The sequence below is a fragment of the Desulfosporosinus paludis genome (assembly GCF_045689965.1).
Classification (GTDB): Bacteria; Bacillota; Desulfitobacteriia; order Desulfitobacteriales; family Desulfitobacteriaceae; genus Desulfosporosinus; species Desulfosporosinus paludis.
The window spans coordinates 1284322-1300300 of the sequence record NZ_CP144211.1; the positions used below are offsets into that span (position 1 = coordinate 1284322).

Consider the following 15979-nt stretch of genomic DNA (forward strand, 5'->3'; position numbering starts at 1 on the left):
TAAACCTCCTGTTCGCTATTGAGTATTCTATTTATCACTCTAAACGAACAGATGGTCAAGTTAATTGGGTTAAGTTTTTAGCGAGCAGGTATTGGGTAGTTTTCTAACACTGTGGCTGTTTTAACTCCAAAATTGCCGCCGGATTTTCCGAAAGTAAGAGCTACGGCAGCGGTTTTTGCATGCAAAAGCGAACTCGGGATCGTTGAGTAGAAGAATGGAACCTCTCTGAGAAAGAAGGTCCTCTCTTCGGTATCAACTCTAGACTCACTGAACATGGAGCTTAGTTTCTCCAGAGTTAGGGTATGTTTGTTGTTTAATCTGTTTGCGTTTATTCTCAGCTTCTTGTTGAGCCTCAAACGTCCTAAAGGCAGGGTTTCCATCTAATCTCTGAAGAAGTATCCTGCGCTCGGTTTTATAGTCCTCACCGATAAATCCTAGCTTTAAAAGGAAGCAGCGTAGAGAATATTTCTCATTGACTGCTTCCTTTTGTTTGGTTGAACTAAACTTTTGTTGTTTCGCTTGCTCACTGAGTTTTTGGCAAAAGGTTATAAAAGCCAAAACCTCTTCATAGCCCAGAGTGCCCTTTATGAAGCTGAAGCTAATGGTTCGGGCTGTCAGATCAAAGTCCAAGTTACTGTCGCCAACAATTAACCCTTTGTCTATTCCATCGTTGACTACGTCGGCAAACTCTTCAAGCGTATCGATAGGAACAGCGTTGATCGCGCTCACAAGACTTTCCGGTACAATATCGGCCTGCCAATCAAAGGATTTTTTCAGCAATTTCTGTTTGGACCAGATAAGGTTAATCGCGTTTCTCAAAGCATTCCCATTATGATCGTCGAGTGAAAGCGTGACCGTTCCATCTCCTTCGGCAGTTACTTCAGCAGCTTTCAGGGCATCAAGCACTTTGTGTAAGGTGTCTTTGCTCGTTAGAGGTATCTCGGGTGAAGTAATAACGCTGTCCCGGTCAATCGTCCAGCCACTTGTGGTCCGATAGGCAAAGGTTGGGACCCCTTGGTACTCAACACTTTCAATGAATCCTTTCGCAATAACGGTAGCTATTTGTTTCCGTTCTAATCCTGTCACTTTAAGCGAGTATGTGAAACAGTTGTTTTCCATGGATTTTACACTACCTTTCCTGGTATTTCCTTTGGGTAGTGTACATGTTCGCTCTCCGGGGTAAGGAAGTCAAGTCATACTTAAATAAACATATTCAGTTGATTTAGTTTTTCCCCATGATATATTTTAGGTGACGGACAACAAAAAAACACTGGTTTTCTTGCTTCCAGTGTTTTCTCTCCAAGGTTATTTAACCAAGCGAATTCTCTGAAATATTTGAGTGCTGCTTCATCATATTTTTCGCTTGCCTCAAGAAGTGTTTGAAAATATCCGAGATGAATTGGTTTACGATCGATCCTAATACCTGCTCGTACTTGTTGAATCGTTTGTCGTAATATACTCCTTTCACGCCAGATATACTGTCTTTTCGAACTCGTTTGTTACGCCTATTTTCTGCCTGAGTGGCAAACCGTAAATTCGATTTCCGGTTATCAGTTCTAACCCCATTTATGTGATCTATATCTATACCATCTGGCACATCCATTAAATAACGATGCATCCTTATTTTTTTATGATCTATATACCCAGAGACATACCCTTTAGTATCTAAATGCCAATGGACGGATATAACTCTTTCACAATCATCGATATCAAATAGGAACACCTTGCCATTTGGAAAAGTTCCAATCATGCAATCCCCATCCTCAGACAGTCTGTAGCTATTCCCATAACAACTTCCGCAACTTCTGGTTTTACCTAATGCTATATTACTTCCTGTAGCAATGATTTCTTTGCCGCAATCGCATTTACATCGCCAAAGTGTGTCCCCACTTTTGCTGCGCCCTGCTTCAGCGATTATTTGAAGGCCCCCAAATTTTTGTCCTGTTAGATCCCTTTTAGGAGACATAGCACCCAGCCTTTCTTTTTGGCAATAAAAAAAACCTCTATCCGGACATGTCCATTTTCTGCTCTTAACATATAGCTTTATGCTTGTTTAACGTTTTCCCACGCAGTCTTTTCACCATTACGAATCAGATAAACGTCATCGCTCCCGCCTTTATGTTCGATATACCTCTTCACGATGACATCCACAAATTTTTCATCCAATTCGTGTAAATATGCGGTTCGTCCTAACTGGTCTGCGGCAATCAATGTGGAACCGCTGCCCCCGAAGAGATCCAGCACAATGTCCCCCGACCGAGAACTTAATGTAATAGGTTTAGAGATCAAGTCCAGTGGTTTTTGAGTCGGATGTAACGGACTGCGTTTTGGCCGGTCGAATAACCAAACGTCCGTTTGCGTCCTATCTTCTTTCAAGGGGTATAGCCGAGTAGTGCCTTCCGGCCAACCATACCAAATAGCTTCGTATCTGGGTTGATAGTCTTTTCGTCCAAGTACCAAACTGTCTTTGACCCAAATAATGCTGGAACTCCAATGCCAGCCGACTTCTCTTAACGTGAAATCAATTGTCGGCCATTCCTGTGCTGACATAAAGGCGTAAATTGCCGTTCCTGGTTCTGCCGCATGAATGGCACAAGTAAAGACTTCGTGTAAAAAGGCCTTGAATTTCTCTGTTGACATATTATCGTTTAATATGCCTTCCCGCTTTTTCCACGACGGGTGGTTTGTATTTCCATTTTGGTTGAAGGCGACATTATACGGTGCGTCGGTAACAATCAACCGTGCTTTTTGTCCGTTCATCAATTCCTGAACTTCGGCGTCAATGGTGGAGTCGCCGCAACGGAGGCGATGCCTGCCAAGAAGGAAAATATCCCCACGCTGGCTTATCGGTTTTTCGATTTGGTTAACAGCTTCCTCGGCATCAAACTCATCTTCCTCAACTTCTTTAGATCCCGAAGTGCCTGAGTTCCCAAACAACTCATCCAGTTCCGCTGCTTCAAAACCGGTCAAACTGACATCAAAACCATTCTCACCAAGGTCTTTTAATAAATCGGTTAGAAGCGGAATATCCCAATCCGTCTCTTCTTGAATCTTATTGTCAGCAATTAAATAGGCATCAGCTTTTTCACCTTCAAGATCAAGAAAAATGACAGGAACTTCTTCAAGCCCTGCCTTCTGTGCTGCTTTACATCTTGCGTGTCCAGCCAATATATAACCATCTTTGCTTACTAACACCGGGTTCGTCCAGCCGAATTCGTTGATACTCTTAACCAGTTTATCCAAAGCTGAATCAGGATGTACCCTTGGGTTTCGCGGGTGTTCTTTTAGCTCAGCTATCCTAACGTTTTTTACTTCCAATCGTTTGATCCTCCCAAAATAAACACCGATTAAGGCATGTCTAAATCTGAATAATACTATGATTACAGTAAAAACTGTGTCTAAGAACTCAAAACTAATAAAAATCTTAAAACATGAGGAGTGCAAATTAATGGATTGTTCAATGGAGAATATTAACCAAAATCAATATAGGTCTAATGATCTGCAAAATCCAACCTCAGAGGAGCCCATATATTTAAACGATCTTTTTACATCCGAATTTATGCAAATTTACACTAAGTTTGATTCCATCGAAAAGCTACTATCATCCGGTGGATTTGAAGTCAATTCAGAAGAAGATTACGATGCAATTCCAGATAAAGAAATCGATGCGTTTGTCTTAAAGACGACAAATTTTCAATCATGGAAAGAAATGATTACCGAGGCAGCAAAGGTATTTACTTCGTCACATTAGGTCTGTTATCTTACCTATTAATCTTTTACCCACCCTTTCTTGCTGTTAACAAGCGTTCCATCTCATCATGAGGATTAGCACCTGATATGCTTTGAGTACTGTTATCCCGCGCAACCTGATAGATCTGATACCACAAGTTATTAGCCTGCTTCATAAAGCTCTGCGAAATTGCAACAAATGGTGATGGCATTGCATTACCATTTGTTGGGTGTTTTGAAAGCATGCCGTATGCGCTAATGGCTTCTTCACACTGAATCCATCGCGCTACCGACATGGCATATTGCTCTATGAGCTGAGGATAGACCAAGTGTTCCAGATTGCGTTCACTCAACCATTGCCAAGTTTTCTCATAGATCTCAACAGCATGGATGTCCATGTTATTTTTTTGTGCTGCAGATAAAAACTCTCTCGGCGGCGGAATCTCTTGGCCGGTTAAATCTGCTACACCTTCAAACTCAATTACACTCAGTTTTCGTTTCCCAGGGTTTCCTTCCAAAATCTTATCAGCAAGGGGCTTTTTCTTGCCACCTGCCCCGATACGCGCACCGCCATGTCCGTTTGCCATTGATTTCACCTCACTTTACAACTTGAACCTTGCCTATACCCCATCTTGAACCTGCGAAATTTCGCGTGTGACCAAGCACCCGGTGATATTTTCCAAGGCGGTAGCTATTATGGCCGCCCCTCCCCGTTCACTCTCATTAGTTTTCAGGTATATAAGACAAAATCCAAATTGCCTACTCACAACATAAGGACAAGGTACATACCTTATATTAGGATTCAAGTAATATACGCAGAGGAGGGAGACCATTTTATGTTATCTTTTATTTTCTTTCCTGTTATCGCAATACAATTAGCGGTGATTATTTGGTTATTATTCCGCATCTTGCATGAAATTGAGGAGTTAGAACATCACAAAAAACCACCTCATCCATGTAACCAATTTTAGCCGGGCTATATGCCCGGTCCTTTCTTTTGCAATCTTAACGGATCGAAAGCTACATAATCACTCGTTAAACGCCACATTGCTACAAACGTATATATCATGACTACTCATCGATATCCCCAGCGTCCATCTTCTTTTGCAGTTTTTGAATTATGGTGATGACTACATAAACTTTGCCAATTGGATTCATTCCAGAACAAACTCTTGTCTCCTCTATGGGGGATTATATGATCGACGACGTTCGCTGGCGTAAGTTTACTTGCCTTTAAACACTCCACGCAAAGGGGATGCTCTTTTAAGTATCGTTTTCGAGCCTTGGTCCATCGGGCATCATACCCTCTCTGGGCTGCTGAGCCTCGTCTGAGATCGTAGGCTTTGGTTATCTGCTTTTGGTGCTCATTGCAATATTGACCCGACGTCAGTTCCGGGCAACCTGGAAAGGAGCAAGGACGACGCGGTTTTATGGGCATCGTTTCTTGCTCCAGTCCAAATCTTCTCCATTGTTGAGAGCTCGGATGAGCTGTATTTCCATTCCCTTCGTGGAGGCTTCCGTGATTCCAAACTCCTTGGTAAGACGGGTGAGTTGGGTCTTGGAAAGCCCATAGGCATGAATGACGTCTCGTAAAACCTTTGCCATGACGTAGGATTGTTTTACAGTAAAGGTCTGCAAAATGCGTTCCCCCTGACAGAAAACGAATTCATAACGGTCCAGCGACAGGTTTATTGTCGCGCATTAACCGATCATAGAAATCGAATTCTTCGCTATCCTCATAGGGCTTAATCCATGGCCGTTCAATCTGGCATCGAGTACCGTTCCAACGTCTGCAGTTGGCGCAGTTATCATGATGGCCTATTTTGTTGGGTAAAAAATACAAGCATACACTCATATCCACTCCTAAATAAAAAGGCCGCCGTAAGGCAGCCATAATTCTAAACATGATGAAAAAAGAAAGACGCTCCCGTCGGAACGCCTTTTTTAACTAATGACATTTTAACACATTCAAAATCAAATAAGCGTATACAGTTTTTATATACTTTATAATCATTTCAAATTACATAACCCTTAATGCATCCAAACCAAAGTATCGAATCGCAAACTTCTTAATTGCACGATTTTTGAGCTCATACACACTCTTTTTGGTGGCGTAACCGATTAATTCAGCAATATCCTCTTTCGAAGTCCTGTTTACATACCACTCCTTCAACAATCTCCCGTAGTACTTACATCCCGGATCCTGGCTCATTTCCTCAAGAACCCGGTCGATCTCTTTTAATTCTAATTCGGTTCTTTCCTTGTTCTCCACCATCGTCTTAAGTTTAAACAGCAGGTTATACGTGTCCTCAACCTTACTAGACCGGATGCCCGTCTCCTCCAGTTGGATCGCATTGAGGGAACTTGGTGTTTGATAACGAACCAACTTGGCAATTTCACGATTCAAATTCTCCACGCTCTGATAAAGATCGGTATAATACAAGAGTAAATTCTCGGCTTCTTCGATGTAATTCATTGACTTCCTCCTTAGAATCCGAAATAATTCCTTTCGCGAAGCAAGATTATCCACAAAACTTACAGTAATTAACGCGCTTATTCACATTTTACCTTTATGCCTATGCAGTGTTGTTTTATGGCTTCCACTGGCACAGTTTATCGCAACTCAAACACGGATCATGTCCCAATTCAGCAAGTTTATCGACAGTAAGAACAGCATATCGACGCTGCAGACATTTCAGTTCATGGGCGCTCATTTTTAGATCCAGCCAAGGCCACCGATCCATTGACTGGATGAACTTAATTGCCATAGCACCAACTTGAATAGCTTCTTCCATCATCCTGTCTTTATCTGGACTCTTTTTCTTGATTTCTTCAAAAATTTCGTCCAGCTCTTCCAAGATCACCGCATAGCCTTCATGAGGTGACACGAAGCTTGTCCCATAAAGTTTATTGGCTCGTTTGAGTTCTTCGAAAACCAAAGTTGCTATCACCTTGTTGCTATGAATCCTTGAACTCATCCCTATTCCTCTCTTTCTTTAACCGACCGATTTCTCCTTTGTATGCAACTCCGTTTTCTGGTAATAATAAGCAAAATCGATGTAGGAGGATTTGCTTATTATGGATTCTGATTTAGCTTTCTTTGCCAGTTGGATGATGCTGCTACCGATGACAATGGCTTCAGTAATGCGGATCATCTCCGGTCATTCGTTTTGATGACAGCCAATGACACTTAATTACAGAAAAATTACAGATAATTTACCTCCAATTGCTTGATTACTATTTTATTCTAATCCCCAGGGTCTTTGATATGAGCGGATTTGTTAGCTGGCACGGTTCTTGCAAACTATATAATATTAATCTCTTTACAATATAGTTAATATCTAATGCGCGAGAGCACTCTAGTTTTAGTCTGTTTCTTATAATAAGAAAGTGAAACTCAATGTCATTCTGTCATTATTATTCCAGCTCCCTTTAACCATGCACCTTTCAAGGGTTACACCCCTCTCTCACTTATTACGGGGATTCGTCAGGATATAAACTCGGCTGCTTTCACCCTGAAGGGAGATGGTTTTACTTTTATACCCGTGCTTAGCCAGTTCACGACCAAACATTGGGCGACTTAAAGGTTTGAGATTGCACTGACGACACCATACGTCGTATCGTAAATACACATCTTTGACCAGTTCGTTGTTGAGTTTCGGGTGTTCTTCGAGGAATCCGAGCAGTGGGTTATTTTCAAGTTCATAGTGGGCTAATGCTTTTTTAACCACCGCCGGTTTAACAAAGTCTTTGGCTCCCAGCACTCGCTTTAATCCCACAAGCCCGATTCGTAGCAAATATTTCATAGCCTTCTCTGAAAGCAGTTTGTCAATGATAAAGGGATCAAAATCGTCATCACTGCTACTAAACTTGGCATTGAACGGAATGATTACTAACCGTCGTCTTAGCCCATCCGAGAGATCATTAATTCGAGGCATATCATTGGCAGAGAAGATTAACTTAGCATAGCTTTCAAATTCATAGGGATCTTTTCCTTTTCTCTCCACATTAAGTGTTTCTCCGGTGACCAGTTTCTTTAAGATATCGGTTTCTTCAATATACTTACCGGAGATATCATCCCCCAGATTCGCGAGCTTCCCAAATACCTCTGCTGTTTTAAACCGTTGACCGAGTTCTCCAAGAGCCAATGCTGAGTAGTTTTCCGGCTTGAGAAAGTACTTGAGCATATCAATAAACGTGGATTTACCGTTGGAACCTGAACCTGTTAAAACGAAAAATTTCCCTAATTCGTTTCGACGCAGTAACAAATACCCGACGACTTCCTCCAGATGCGTCCTAAGTTCTACGTCCTGGCAACAGATATTGTTAAGCGTCTTGTCCACGGTTTCATCATAGGCTTCTGGCTCATAATTGACGGAAATCCGGTTTTTAATCACAATTTCTGGGCAGTATTCCCGGAGTCCGTCCGTCTCCAAGTCGTAGATACCATTACCTAAGGCGATAAAATTGGGCGGCGACATTTTGACATGTTCAGCAACAAGTTCTAAATAGGTTAAGACTTCTCTGCGCCGCGATTGAGTAAGCTCCGGGATATGACGGATCATAGCAATTTCAAGGTCTCGTTGTTTGTCGGAGTAAATTCCGTCCTTATAGATATGCAATACGTTATTAAGCCAAACAATGTGTTCCTCTCGCACCAGGAACTTAGCAAAGTCTTGGTGTTGAAATCCCTGCTTGGTAAAGAACGACTTTTTCTTAAAGGCTTCGTCTCTAAGAATCGTATCAATCTCTCGTTGTTCCAGGGGGACCTTGAGAACATATTTGTTAATAATCCCGATGGTTTCAATGATCTCGGCCTTGGTAAATCCCTCTGATTGGAGAGTCAAAATATAGTTAAATAGTGCTTGGTTGCGTCCGTCGCCTTCCTCCAGACTAGAGAAACTGATGCTACTCTTAATCGGCAGTAACCACTTTGGAAGTTCCGCCAATTCATCAGCTTTACGATGAACAGGTCTTTTGACTCCACCAAACTTTAAAATGTGATAAGAGTTCCTAGTGCCAAGCTTGATATCTACGGTTATGCCAATGGCAGTATTCGTGTGAGTCTTATTGGAAATCACATTGGTATTGTTAAATAAGAAGTGTTTTCCGCGAGTCGTCCCAATAACCAGCGTACTGATCCCAAATTCATCCAATATTCGAAGAACAATATCCGAACTTTCCATATCATCAACATCGATAAGGATGACTCCTTCAGCAAGCACACCTGCATACTCGTCGAGTTTCCTAGCCCAGTCAAGAACAATAAAATTGTTGCCGTCTTTGAATTCCCTAAGGGGTTTCTTATTTCTTGTAGGGATATACCCTTTATAAAACTCCATTGCTGACCTCCATTATTTTGCTATTTTCGAAACGATTTTCTGGAGGTTAAACCTCCACTTTTCAAGTGAAAATTCACTAAGGTTGAGGAATCTTAAGTTTCAGCTGGAGGTTTTTCCTCCAATTTTTAATTAGAATCAGGCTTATTTTGGGAGAAACCTCCACTAAGCTTAAATCCACTGTTGTTAATCAATGACCTAAAAAATCTTCAATCCGTTTTTTCGCCAGATCGATATACCATTTTCGATCTAACTTTCTTGGAATTTCTTGACCGTTCACCTCGTCATTGATGATGAAACAACGTTCTGGGGTGTTGGCGATTTTCTCTATTCTTGACTCATCTTTAACCTGCTTCTTCTTAAATACACCAGGATCAGTTCTTACTCTGGAGGCAAACACTCTTAGAACCTTTTCTGGTCTACGCTGGTCGCCATGCATGGCATAGGTATATTTCTCGCTGACTTTGACGATCTTCTGAAAATCAATCAGTTTGTCCGCCGCCATAATGGTTTCTTCTACGGAAGTGTCGTGAATGAAATAGTTCACAATGGCCTTATTGACAATAGCCAGGTCATTATCGAGTACATCCAGTTTCTTGACATACGCCCCTTTAGACTTATAGCTACCGTCCTTATGCACCACGAGATAATTGTTCACGTCCTTCTGGTAGATCCGTTCGAACTCATCAAACTCTAGGACCATTCGGGTACGCTTTTCCCATTCCGCGCATATGGCCCTCACTCGATCAATGTCTCGCTGCCTCCGAACCTTGAGAAACAATCCATCGGTATTGGACTGAATCAGTTCACAAGATCCTTCTAGGTGCTCGATAAGATCCAGAAGTAATAACTGCCCACCTACGCAAACATTGTTGGCTTGCCTTGGATCAAATAACGGATTGTATTTGTCCTTCGATGCTCCAAAGGTGCCGTTCAGAACGATTTTCAGTGGGTTTGCCATCGGGTTTTTCTCTGCCTTGAGCTTTAGACGTTCATCCCGTATTTGTCGGTATTTGGTGGAGTCGGCGACGTTGCGAGAAAGAAAGCCGTATTCGATCATGATGGCCGGATAGAAAGATGCCACATCCACGTTTAAATAGATCCCCTGCCCTTGATAATTTGGAATGGCTCCATGCAGCCCGCCCCAACCAAATACATGGGGTACTCCAGCTATATCCACCTCTAACCTTTTCTCATAGTTCCTGTTCTCAGGCTTTGAATACCAGTCCATAATATGGCGGTACTTTTTAATTCTCAGAGTATCCGGGAACGCAATGTTAAACTCATCATCTCTGTCAACTTTGTTGGCCTCCAAAACGGCAGCAGTTAATTGGGCTTTCGTTTTGCTGATATAACTGAGAGGGAGTTTAAAGGATTTTATTAAGGACATCTGAGACTCAAACTCCTCGAGTCGGTTTAGAAACACTTCGATCGTTTGTTCAACATCATGCCGACAGTATTTGATGACACTCTCAAATTCTTCTTCTGTCAGTTTTCGGTCGATATCGAAGGAGACATCGGACTCCCGAATGTCGTTACCCATAAACCCTTCTAACTGTTTCAGGCCGTGATAGCGGTCCGTCATAACATCAAAGGTGTAGAAGGGGATTTTCCGAAAGGCTCCACTATACCCCCAGCCACCTTGTCTATTGGCAATAATCCACTGGGACACTTCATACGGGTCGAAGTCACAGAGAATCGCTTTGAAGATATATTGGTCATAGTGGCGGCTGTTAAATCCCACCCAGATATTCGTACTGTTCTGCTCGTATAACTGTTTAAGCTTCTCTGGATCGTTCACGATGACGATCGCTTCTTGAGAATCGCTATCCATGAATATAAACAGCCAATCGTAACGAAACACCTCAGCATCAAAGAAAATCATTTTGTCTGCCCTAAAGAGGCTGGCTTTTGTCGCGGCTTGTTATGGTCAATGATCCTTGCCACAGCAAGAAACGCAGTTCTATCAAGATATCCCTCGTCATTTCTTGTATCTAGCCTTTCCTCACGATGCATTTTTCCGTTTCCCCTCTGCTTCCGTCGATTCCGCATAACGCTTATACCCCCTAGTATTCTTGATATACCCCTCTACGGTACTCTATGATCCTTTGAAAAGGGGGACTCTTGCGAATCCCCTATCTGTTGTTAACTTATTGAGCCTCAAAGACTTCTTTGATGTCATAGGTGCTGTAGCCCTTTTTGTCCTCCCCGTATTCCACGGCATATTCAAAACTCTCGTCGATCGCTTCATGAATATCCAGAAGCAGTTCGTTAAACTGCCCGTAGTCGTTAAATTGGACATCGATCCCGCTATCTAAGGAGCGCAAAAACTCGCAAGCCTTATGAATACCAAAACCGACATGAAGGACTTGGTTATAAAAGAGTTTTTGATTCTTGTACTCTCCACCCAGAATCTTCATCCAGCACACCATCATGGGATTACCACTTTTGGATTCTGCGAGCTCTAATTTATCAATCCGAACTTCGTAGCTACCCTTAGGAACGTCCCGAAATTCCTGTTTGTTTTCTTGTGCGGCTTTTAAATCCTCTCTGAGTGCTCCAAGATCAATGGTTTTATTAAACTTTTCCCATACATTTGCTGGCATATCGTAATCAATCTCCTTTAACGTTATTGTCTTGTTCGACGAGTGCGTTTTGGTAACTCGGTCTCTATCTCTGGTTTTGGATCTCCAGTTGTAGCATCTCCCTGTGTGGTATCCTCTGTTTCTTGAAGGGTTGCCACTTCTGCAGTATCTTTGGGCTTCCGTTCTCGTTTCGAAGCCGGGCCTTCATTCTGCACAGACTCATAGATTTTAACAAACACCTCATAGTCTAGGGGTATCTTTTTGGTCAATAAGGTTAACCTGCCGCCACCAAACTCTACTTCACTGGTCTTAAAGGTTAAGAACCGTTCATCGTCTTCGTTAATCACACGGGCCACGATATCAACCATCCCAGCAATTTTGTTGGCGGCTTTCTCTTGGATATTAGGCGCAATCCGGGTGATCTTGTCTCCCGTCCGTTTGGTAACGTCCTTAGACATGTCTTCGTGGGAGATGAGGACAATGTTATAATCCATGTTGATCAGGCGCTTTAGAGTCGATAAAAACTCTGTTCTGACCATATCCCAGGCTTTAAAGCTGTTATCGGATTCATGCTCGATACCGAGTTTTTCGTACATATAGAGCCGACAGTGCTCGTAGGTATCTTCTAGGAGGTCGAGGATAATGGTTTCAAAGTCGTTCTGCTTCTTTTCCAACTCGGCGATCGATTCTTTGAAGATCTCCCAGGCCAGCTTTGTTTTGGTCAGCCGTCCCTCGACCGTGACTTCGTTTTTGATGGCAATAAATGGGGCGTCCACAAACCTTACATTTCCGTCGGTATTGAGCATGAGTGGATTTGGAAACTTGTTGGCAAAGTAGGTCTTCCCTGTAAACGGAGCACCGTAAATCCAGATCACCTTTTTACTCACTGCGTCAATCTGGCGGCGGTCAGAACTTGGTAATAACATATAGTCAATCCCTTCTTGGCAAAATTTCTGGTAAGAACACCAATCACACAAATTAGTGGGGTTTTTGGGATACTCGGTCGCCCCGTTGATCCCCTCGCAGGACTCCCAAAACTCTTTAACTTTTTGGAAGTCATACTCTACATACTCAACTTGAATTTCCATCCCAGTAAGGGTTTCGATGAGTCTTTTGCGAAATTGATAGAGGTCTTCCGTTTTCTTCTGACGGATGGAGGTTTTGGGGATGAAGATAAAACCCATTCGCTTGACGTTGTAGCCTTCGCGTTCTAAATAGAATTTGTAAAGGTGTAATTGTTTGGACTCCAGATAATTTTTGATATGATTGGAGTGCTTAAAATCATAGACATCAACACTTCTATCTGGGTTAGTAACCATCAAGTCTACGAAACCTACGAATTCAGGTCGCTCAAGTTTGTATTCGTGCTTGAATTTGCCGGGGATACCGCCTAGGTGCGTTTTAAGTTTCTTAAGCATGGCTGTGAGTTTTATGCCTTCATTAATTTGCTGATCATCGATTAAGGGGAACTGGGAGAAGTAAAAGTCGAGCATGGCCAACTCATCCTTCTCTGCGCCTAAGTGCAGAGCATTACCCACGATGAGTGCGTCATTCGCTGCCGGGTCCGGTAGGACGTTTAACTGGTCGAGGTAGTGTAGTTTGAACTGATAGGGGCATTTTTCAAAGATGCTTACTCGGCTGTGACTGAATTGCACGGATTCACCTCCCCCTTGATAAACTCTTTAAAGGCTTGGAAGCCACTCGGGCGAAGAACGAAGGCTTGTCCACCCGACTCTTTGATTTTAGCCAGGGTGTATTCTTGGAGTTTAGACACTCTGCCCTTTTCCGTTTTTAGCTCAATGCCCACAAAGCGTCCGTTCACACAGCATAAAAGGTCTGGAACACCGGCTTTCGTGAATTGTCCACCTCCCCAATATTTCACGTACCAAACACCCTGCCTGAGCAGAAATTCTTGGACCTGTTTTTGAAATTGGGCTTCAGTCATGGCATATTTCCTCAAATAAGCGATCCGTAAAGTCTTTGCGCTGTTTCAGAGCTTCTAAGATTTTGTACTCAATGCTTCCATTCGTGAGCAGATAATAATTAAAGCACGTTTTGGTCTGCCCGATCCGATGAATTCGCTTCTTAGATTGCTCGAATAGTTCGCTGGATAATGGGAGTGAGAAATAGATGACCTTATTGGCAAGTTGCAGGTTCAAACCCATAGCTCCTGCCTGATATTGGACCAGAGTAACTGAATCTGAGCATTGCTCATAAGCACTCAAATCCTTTAACTTACCATTAACCATAGAAACCCGCTTATCCGTTTTCTCACATAAACGTTTAATAATCCCATATTCAAGGTCAAAATTATAGAACACGATTAAGCGATCCCCTGTTGCTTGAAATAATTCTGTCAAACGCTCAATCTTGTTCTCGTTGTACATCCCGGCCAATTGACGCAGATATAATAACCGGGTCAGTGGAGTGTCTCCGATTAAAGTTTTACTGTTAATCTCAATAATCCGTTCATTTTTAAATTGGCGGTATTCCTTAGCAATTGGGACATTAACAATTTGGTCAATCGTTTCTGGTAACGTGAGAACATCTTCGGTCTTCATAAATACTGCACCGTACTGACGGAGCTTGGCTTTCAAACGATCAACGTTCTTATATCCAATAACAACGGTGATTGGACATCCCCCGACATCAAGGATTTTTGTGACGATGAATTGTTTCCAGAAGAGCCTCTTCGAGATTGTCCAGCCGAGAAGCTTACATTGACTCCAAAGTTCCTCGTATTTTCCTCCGGTGGGTGTCCCTGAGAGCAATATGACATTGTCAGGGTGGAGTTTTAAGATGAATTTTGATCGTCTCCGAGTCTCGTTTTTGATACATGAGGATTCGTCTAGGATTAAAGTGAAATGGGATAGTTTCAATAACTCAGGTCTTCTCCAAACAAGGTCATAATTGATAATGAGCACCGAGTGTTCTGTGATTTCAGAGATTGGTTGGTTGTTGAAAATAATCACGTTATAGTCGTAGTGCTCTCTGAAATGGGCTACCCAATCTTCAACCTTAGACTTTTGGCAAACTAATAAGGCGTAGGGTGTTTCAAGCTGATCCATTTTCTCTGAGCCCAGGAAAGTTTTTCCTAAACCCATATCCAAATAATAGGCTACTCGATGGAACTTCTTGGTTTGTTCAAGAACCGATTGTTGATGTGGGAGAAGTTGAATCATTCTGTTTCATTAACAGCGGAGCGTAATGTTGCCTCTCTTTTCGCAAATAAATAAATAAAATACGTCTGCCCTTTAACCGTAACCATTGGGGTTTTAGAAATTCGAACATCTCCGTTAGGGAAGGTGAAGACATCCTCTTTAACATCAAACAGGCCCATTTCCAGGTAACGCTGGGTCGGTGTGTTTTTACTGAAGCCCGACATGAGATAACCATTTTGTCTTAACCACTCAAACAGTCGGGCTTGTCCAATCTCCGTACCGTTTTTCTTGAGAAGTTTGGCTAGATCACCAACATAAATGGTGTCCTTGGTGGCTTCAATGGCTTTAGCAAAGGCGACTTTCGGCTTGTCCTCTTCGATTTTCTGTTCGAGTTTCGAAATTGTCTCTCGTTCTGATTTAATTTCATTAAGGAGCCTTATGCCAAAGTCTGGACTGCTTAGCATGAATTCCAGAGTATCAGGCGTTGCATAGATTCCGTGTCTTCGAATGTCTCGTAAGATTTGTTTGACTTGCTTCTTGAATTCTTTAGCGATGGGTTTACGACTTTGTAGCAGGACTTCGTATAGGCCGTCTTCGGTGAGAAACCACTGCTCTTCTATTTGTGGTCCCCCATAAGGATTGTTTACGGGGTATTCAATCTTTATTTTTTCTGAGTCATCGACACTTTGCAGCATCATCCTTGAATTACTGTGTTCAATCCACTCCGCTACATCTTTGGCCAGAAACAGCGGATTATCTGGGTCGCCATAGATCTTAAAATCTTTGCCAAGAACATCTCGTTGTTCAAATACAGCTAAATCGCCACTCATCCTGCCCATCTCTCCTTTCGCATTGATCACTATAGTATTGAATTGGGATACCAAGTCGCTTTGCGTATTCCATTTCACTCAACATTCCATCAGAAATCCTATCGCCGAACACATATAATTCGCCGCAATGTTTCAGTAGTTCCAACCCCATTTGCAGCCCTAATTCACGATCTGCCAAAACCTCGTCATCTAGAAACTGAGTGAAGATTGTATGAGGCGCGAGTGGTACAGCCCCTTGAGTTACAACAAATCGACAGTAGCTATTTGCTCGATTAATATTTCGTTCGATGTCGCCGCGTAGTGGCGAGCAGATATAGACTAGCTTCATTAATTGA

At 42.4% G+C, this 15979-nt stretch carries 20 protein-coding genes; 1 reads left to right on the top strand and 19 read right to left on the bottom strand.

The window, feature by feature from the left end:
- Window positions 1–77: 77 nt before the first annotated feature.
- The 4 genes from VZF35_RS06555 to VZF35_RS06570 all read right to left on the bottom strand — a co-directional run bounded on the left by VZF35_RS06555 (window position 78) and on the right by VZF35_RS06570 (window position 3318).
- On the bottom strand, window positions 78–275 hold the full coding sequence (locus tag VZF35_RS06555; RefSeq protein ID WP_407312073.1) for a hypothetical protein: 198 nt from the start codon (window positions 273–275) through the stop codon (window positions 78–80).
- On the bottom strand, window positions 265–1086 hold the full coding sequence (locus VZF35_RS06560) for a hypothetical protein (protein ID WP_407312075.1): 822 nt from the start codon (window positions 1084–1086) through the stop codon (window positions 265–267). The genes VZF35_RS06555 and VZF35_RS06560 overlap by 11 nt, the downstream gene beginning before the upstream one ends.
- A gap of 223 nt (window positions 1087–1309) precedes the next feature.
- Complete coding sequence (locus tag VZF35_RS06565; RefSeq protein ID WP_407312077.1) at window positions 1310–1966, bottom strand: HNH endonuclease; 657 nt, start codon at window positions 1964–1966, stop codon at window positions 1310–1312.
- Between the two features lie 77 nt (window positions 1967–2043).
- Window positions 2044–3318, bottom strand: a complete 1275-nt coding sequence (locus VZF35_RS06570) for a site-specific DNA-methyltransferase (RefSeq protein ID WP_407312079.1) — start codon at window positions 3316–3318, stop codon at window positions 2044–2046.
- A gap of 130 nt (window positions 3319–3448) precedes the next feature.
- Between VZF35_RS06570 and VZF35_RS06575 the strand changes: the two genes are divergently transcribed.
- The gene (locus tag VZF35_RS06575; RefSeq protein WP_407312081.1) at window positions 3449–3751 is read left to right on the top strand and encodes a hypothetical protein; all 303 of its coding nucleotides are present in this window, start codon (window positions 3449–3451) and stop codon (window positions 3749–3751) included.
- Window positions 3752–3776: 25 nt separating this feature from the next.
- Here the strand turns inward: VZF35_RS06575 and VZF35_RS06580 are convergent, their stop codons facing one another.
- The 15 genes from VZF35_RS06580 to VZF35_RS06650 all read right to left on the bottom strand — a co-directional run bounded on the left by VZF35_RS06580 (window position 3777) and on the right by VZF35_RS06650 (window position 15972).
- Window positions 3777–4325, bottom strand: coding sequence for a P27 family phage terminase small subunit (locus VZF35_RS06580; RefSeq protein ID WP_407312083.1), 549 nt, complete (start codon window positions 4323–4325; stop codon window positions 3777–3779).
- A 479-nt stretch (window positions 4326–4804) separates the two neighbouring features.
- On the bottom strand, window positions 4805–5167 hold the full coding sequence (locus VZF35_RS06585) for an HNH endonuclease (RefSeq protein WP_407312085.1): 363 nt from the start codon (window positions 5165–5167) through the stop codon (window positions 4805–4807).
- Complete coding sequence (locus VZF35_RS06590) at window positions 5158–5367, bottom strand: hypothetical protein (RefSeq protein ID WP_407312087.1); 210 nt, start codon at window positions 5365–5367, stop codon at window positions 5158–5160. The genes VZF35_RS06585 and VZF35_RS06590 overlap by 10 nt, the downstream gene beginning before the upstream one ends.
- A gap of 28 nt (window positions 5368–5395) precedes the next feature.
- Window positions 5396–5635 carry a hypothetical protein gene (locus VZF35_RS06595; RefSeq protein WP_407312089.1) on the bottom strand — a complete coding sequence of 80 codons (240 nt, stop codon included), beginning with the start codon at window positions 5633–5635 and terminating at the stop codon, window positions 5396–5398.
- 114 nt (window positions 5636–5749) lie between these two features.
- Window positions 5750–6205 carry a hypothetical protein gene (locus VZF35_RS06600; RefSeq protein ID WP_407312091.1) on the bottom strand — a complete coding sequence of 152 codons (456 nt, stop codon included), beginning with the start codon at window positions 6203–6205 and terminating at the stop codon, window positions 5750–5752.
- 115 nt (window positions 6206–6320) lie between these two features.
- A complete protein-coding gene (locus tag VZF35_RS06605) occupies window positions 6321–6707 on the bottom strand; it encodes a hypothetical protein (RefSeq protein WP_407312093.1) in 387 nt (128 codons plus the stop codon).
- A 489-nt stretch (window positions 6708–7196) separates the two neighbouring features.
- Window positions 7197–9071, bottom strand: a complete 1875-nt coding sequence (locus VZF35_RS06610; RefSeq protein ID WP_407312095.1) for a phage/plasmid primase, P4 family — start codon at window positions 9069–9071, stop codon at window positions 7197–7199.
- Between the two features lie 187 nt (window positions 9072–9258).
- Window positions 9259–10953 (bottom strand): hypothetical protein, encoded by a 1695-nt coding sequence (locus VZF35_RS06615; protein ID WP_407312097.1) that lies wholly within the window; start codon window positions 10951–10953, stop codon window positions 9259–9261.
- Window positions 10950–11120 (bottom strand): hypothetical protein, encoded by a 171-nt coding sequence (locus tag VZF35_RS06620; protein WP_407312099.1) that lies wholly within the window; start codon window positions 11118–11120, stop codon window positions 10950–10952. Before VZF35_RS06620 ends, VZF35_RS06615 begins: the two co-directional genes overlap by 4 nt.
- A 98-nt stretch (window positions 11121–11218) precedes the next feature.
- Window positions 11219–11674 (bottom strand): DUF669 domain-containing protein, encoded by a 456-nt coding sequence (locus VZF35_RS06625; protein WP_407312101.1) that lies wholly within the window; start codon window positions 11672–11674, stop codon window positions 11219–11221.
- A gap of 23 nt (window positions 11675–11697) precedes the next feature.
- Window positions 11698–13308 (bottom strand): AAA family ATPase, encoded by a 1611-nt coding sequence (locus VZF35_RS06630; RefSeq protein ID WP_407312103.1) that lies wholly within the window; start codon window positions 13306–13308, stop codon window positions 11698–11700.
- On the bottom strand, window positions 13284–13598 hold the full coding sequence (locus tag VZF35_RS06635; RefSeq protein ID WP_407312105.1) for a VRR-NUC domain-containing protein: 315 nt from the start codon (window positions 13596–13598) through the stop codon (window positions 13284–13286). Before VZF35_RS06635 ends, VZF35_RS06630 begins: the two co-directional genes overlap by 25 nt.
- Window positions 13591–14835 carry an SNF2-related protein gene (locus VZF35_RS06640; RefSeq protein ID WP_407312107.1) on the bottom strand — a complete coding sequence of 415 codons (1245 nt, stop codon included), beginning with the start codon at window positions 14833–14835 and terminating at the stop codon, window positions 13591–13593. The genes VZF35_RS06635 and VZF35_RS06640 overlap by 8 nt, the downstream gene beginning before the upstream one ends.
- The gene (locus VZF35_RS06645) at window positions 14832–15644 is read right to left on the bottom strand and encodes a phage antirepressor (protein ID WP_407312109.1); all 813 of its coding nucleotides are present in this window, start codon (window positions 15642–15644) and stop codon (window positions 14832–14834) included. The genes VZF35_RS06640 and VZF35_RS06645 overlap by 4 nt, the downstream gene beginning before the upstream one ends.
- Window positions 15619–15972, bottom strand: coding sequence for a DUF4406 domain-containing protein (locus VZF35_RS06650; RefSeq protein WP_407312111.1), 354 nt, complete (start codon window positions 15970–15972; stop codon window positions 15619–15621). Before VZF35_RS06650 ends, VZF35_RS06645 begins: the two co-directional genes overlap by 26 nt.
- Window positions 15973–15979 lie beyond the last annotated feature (7 nt).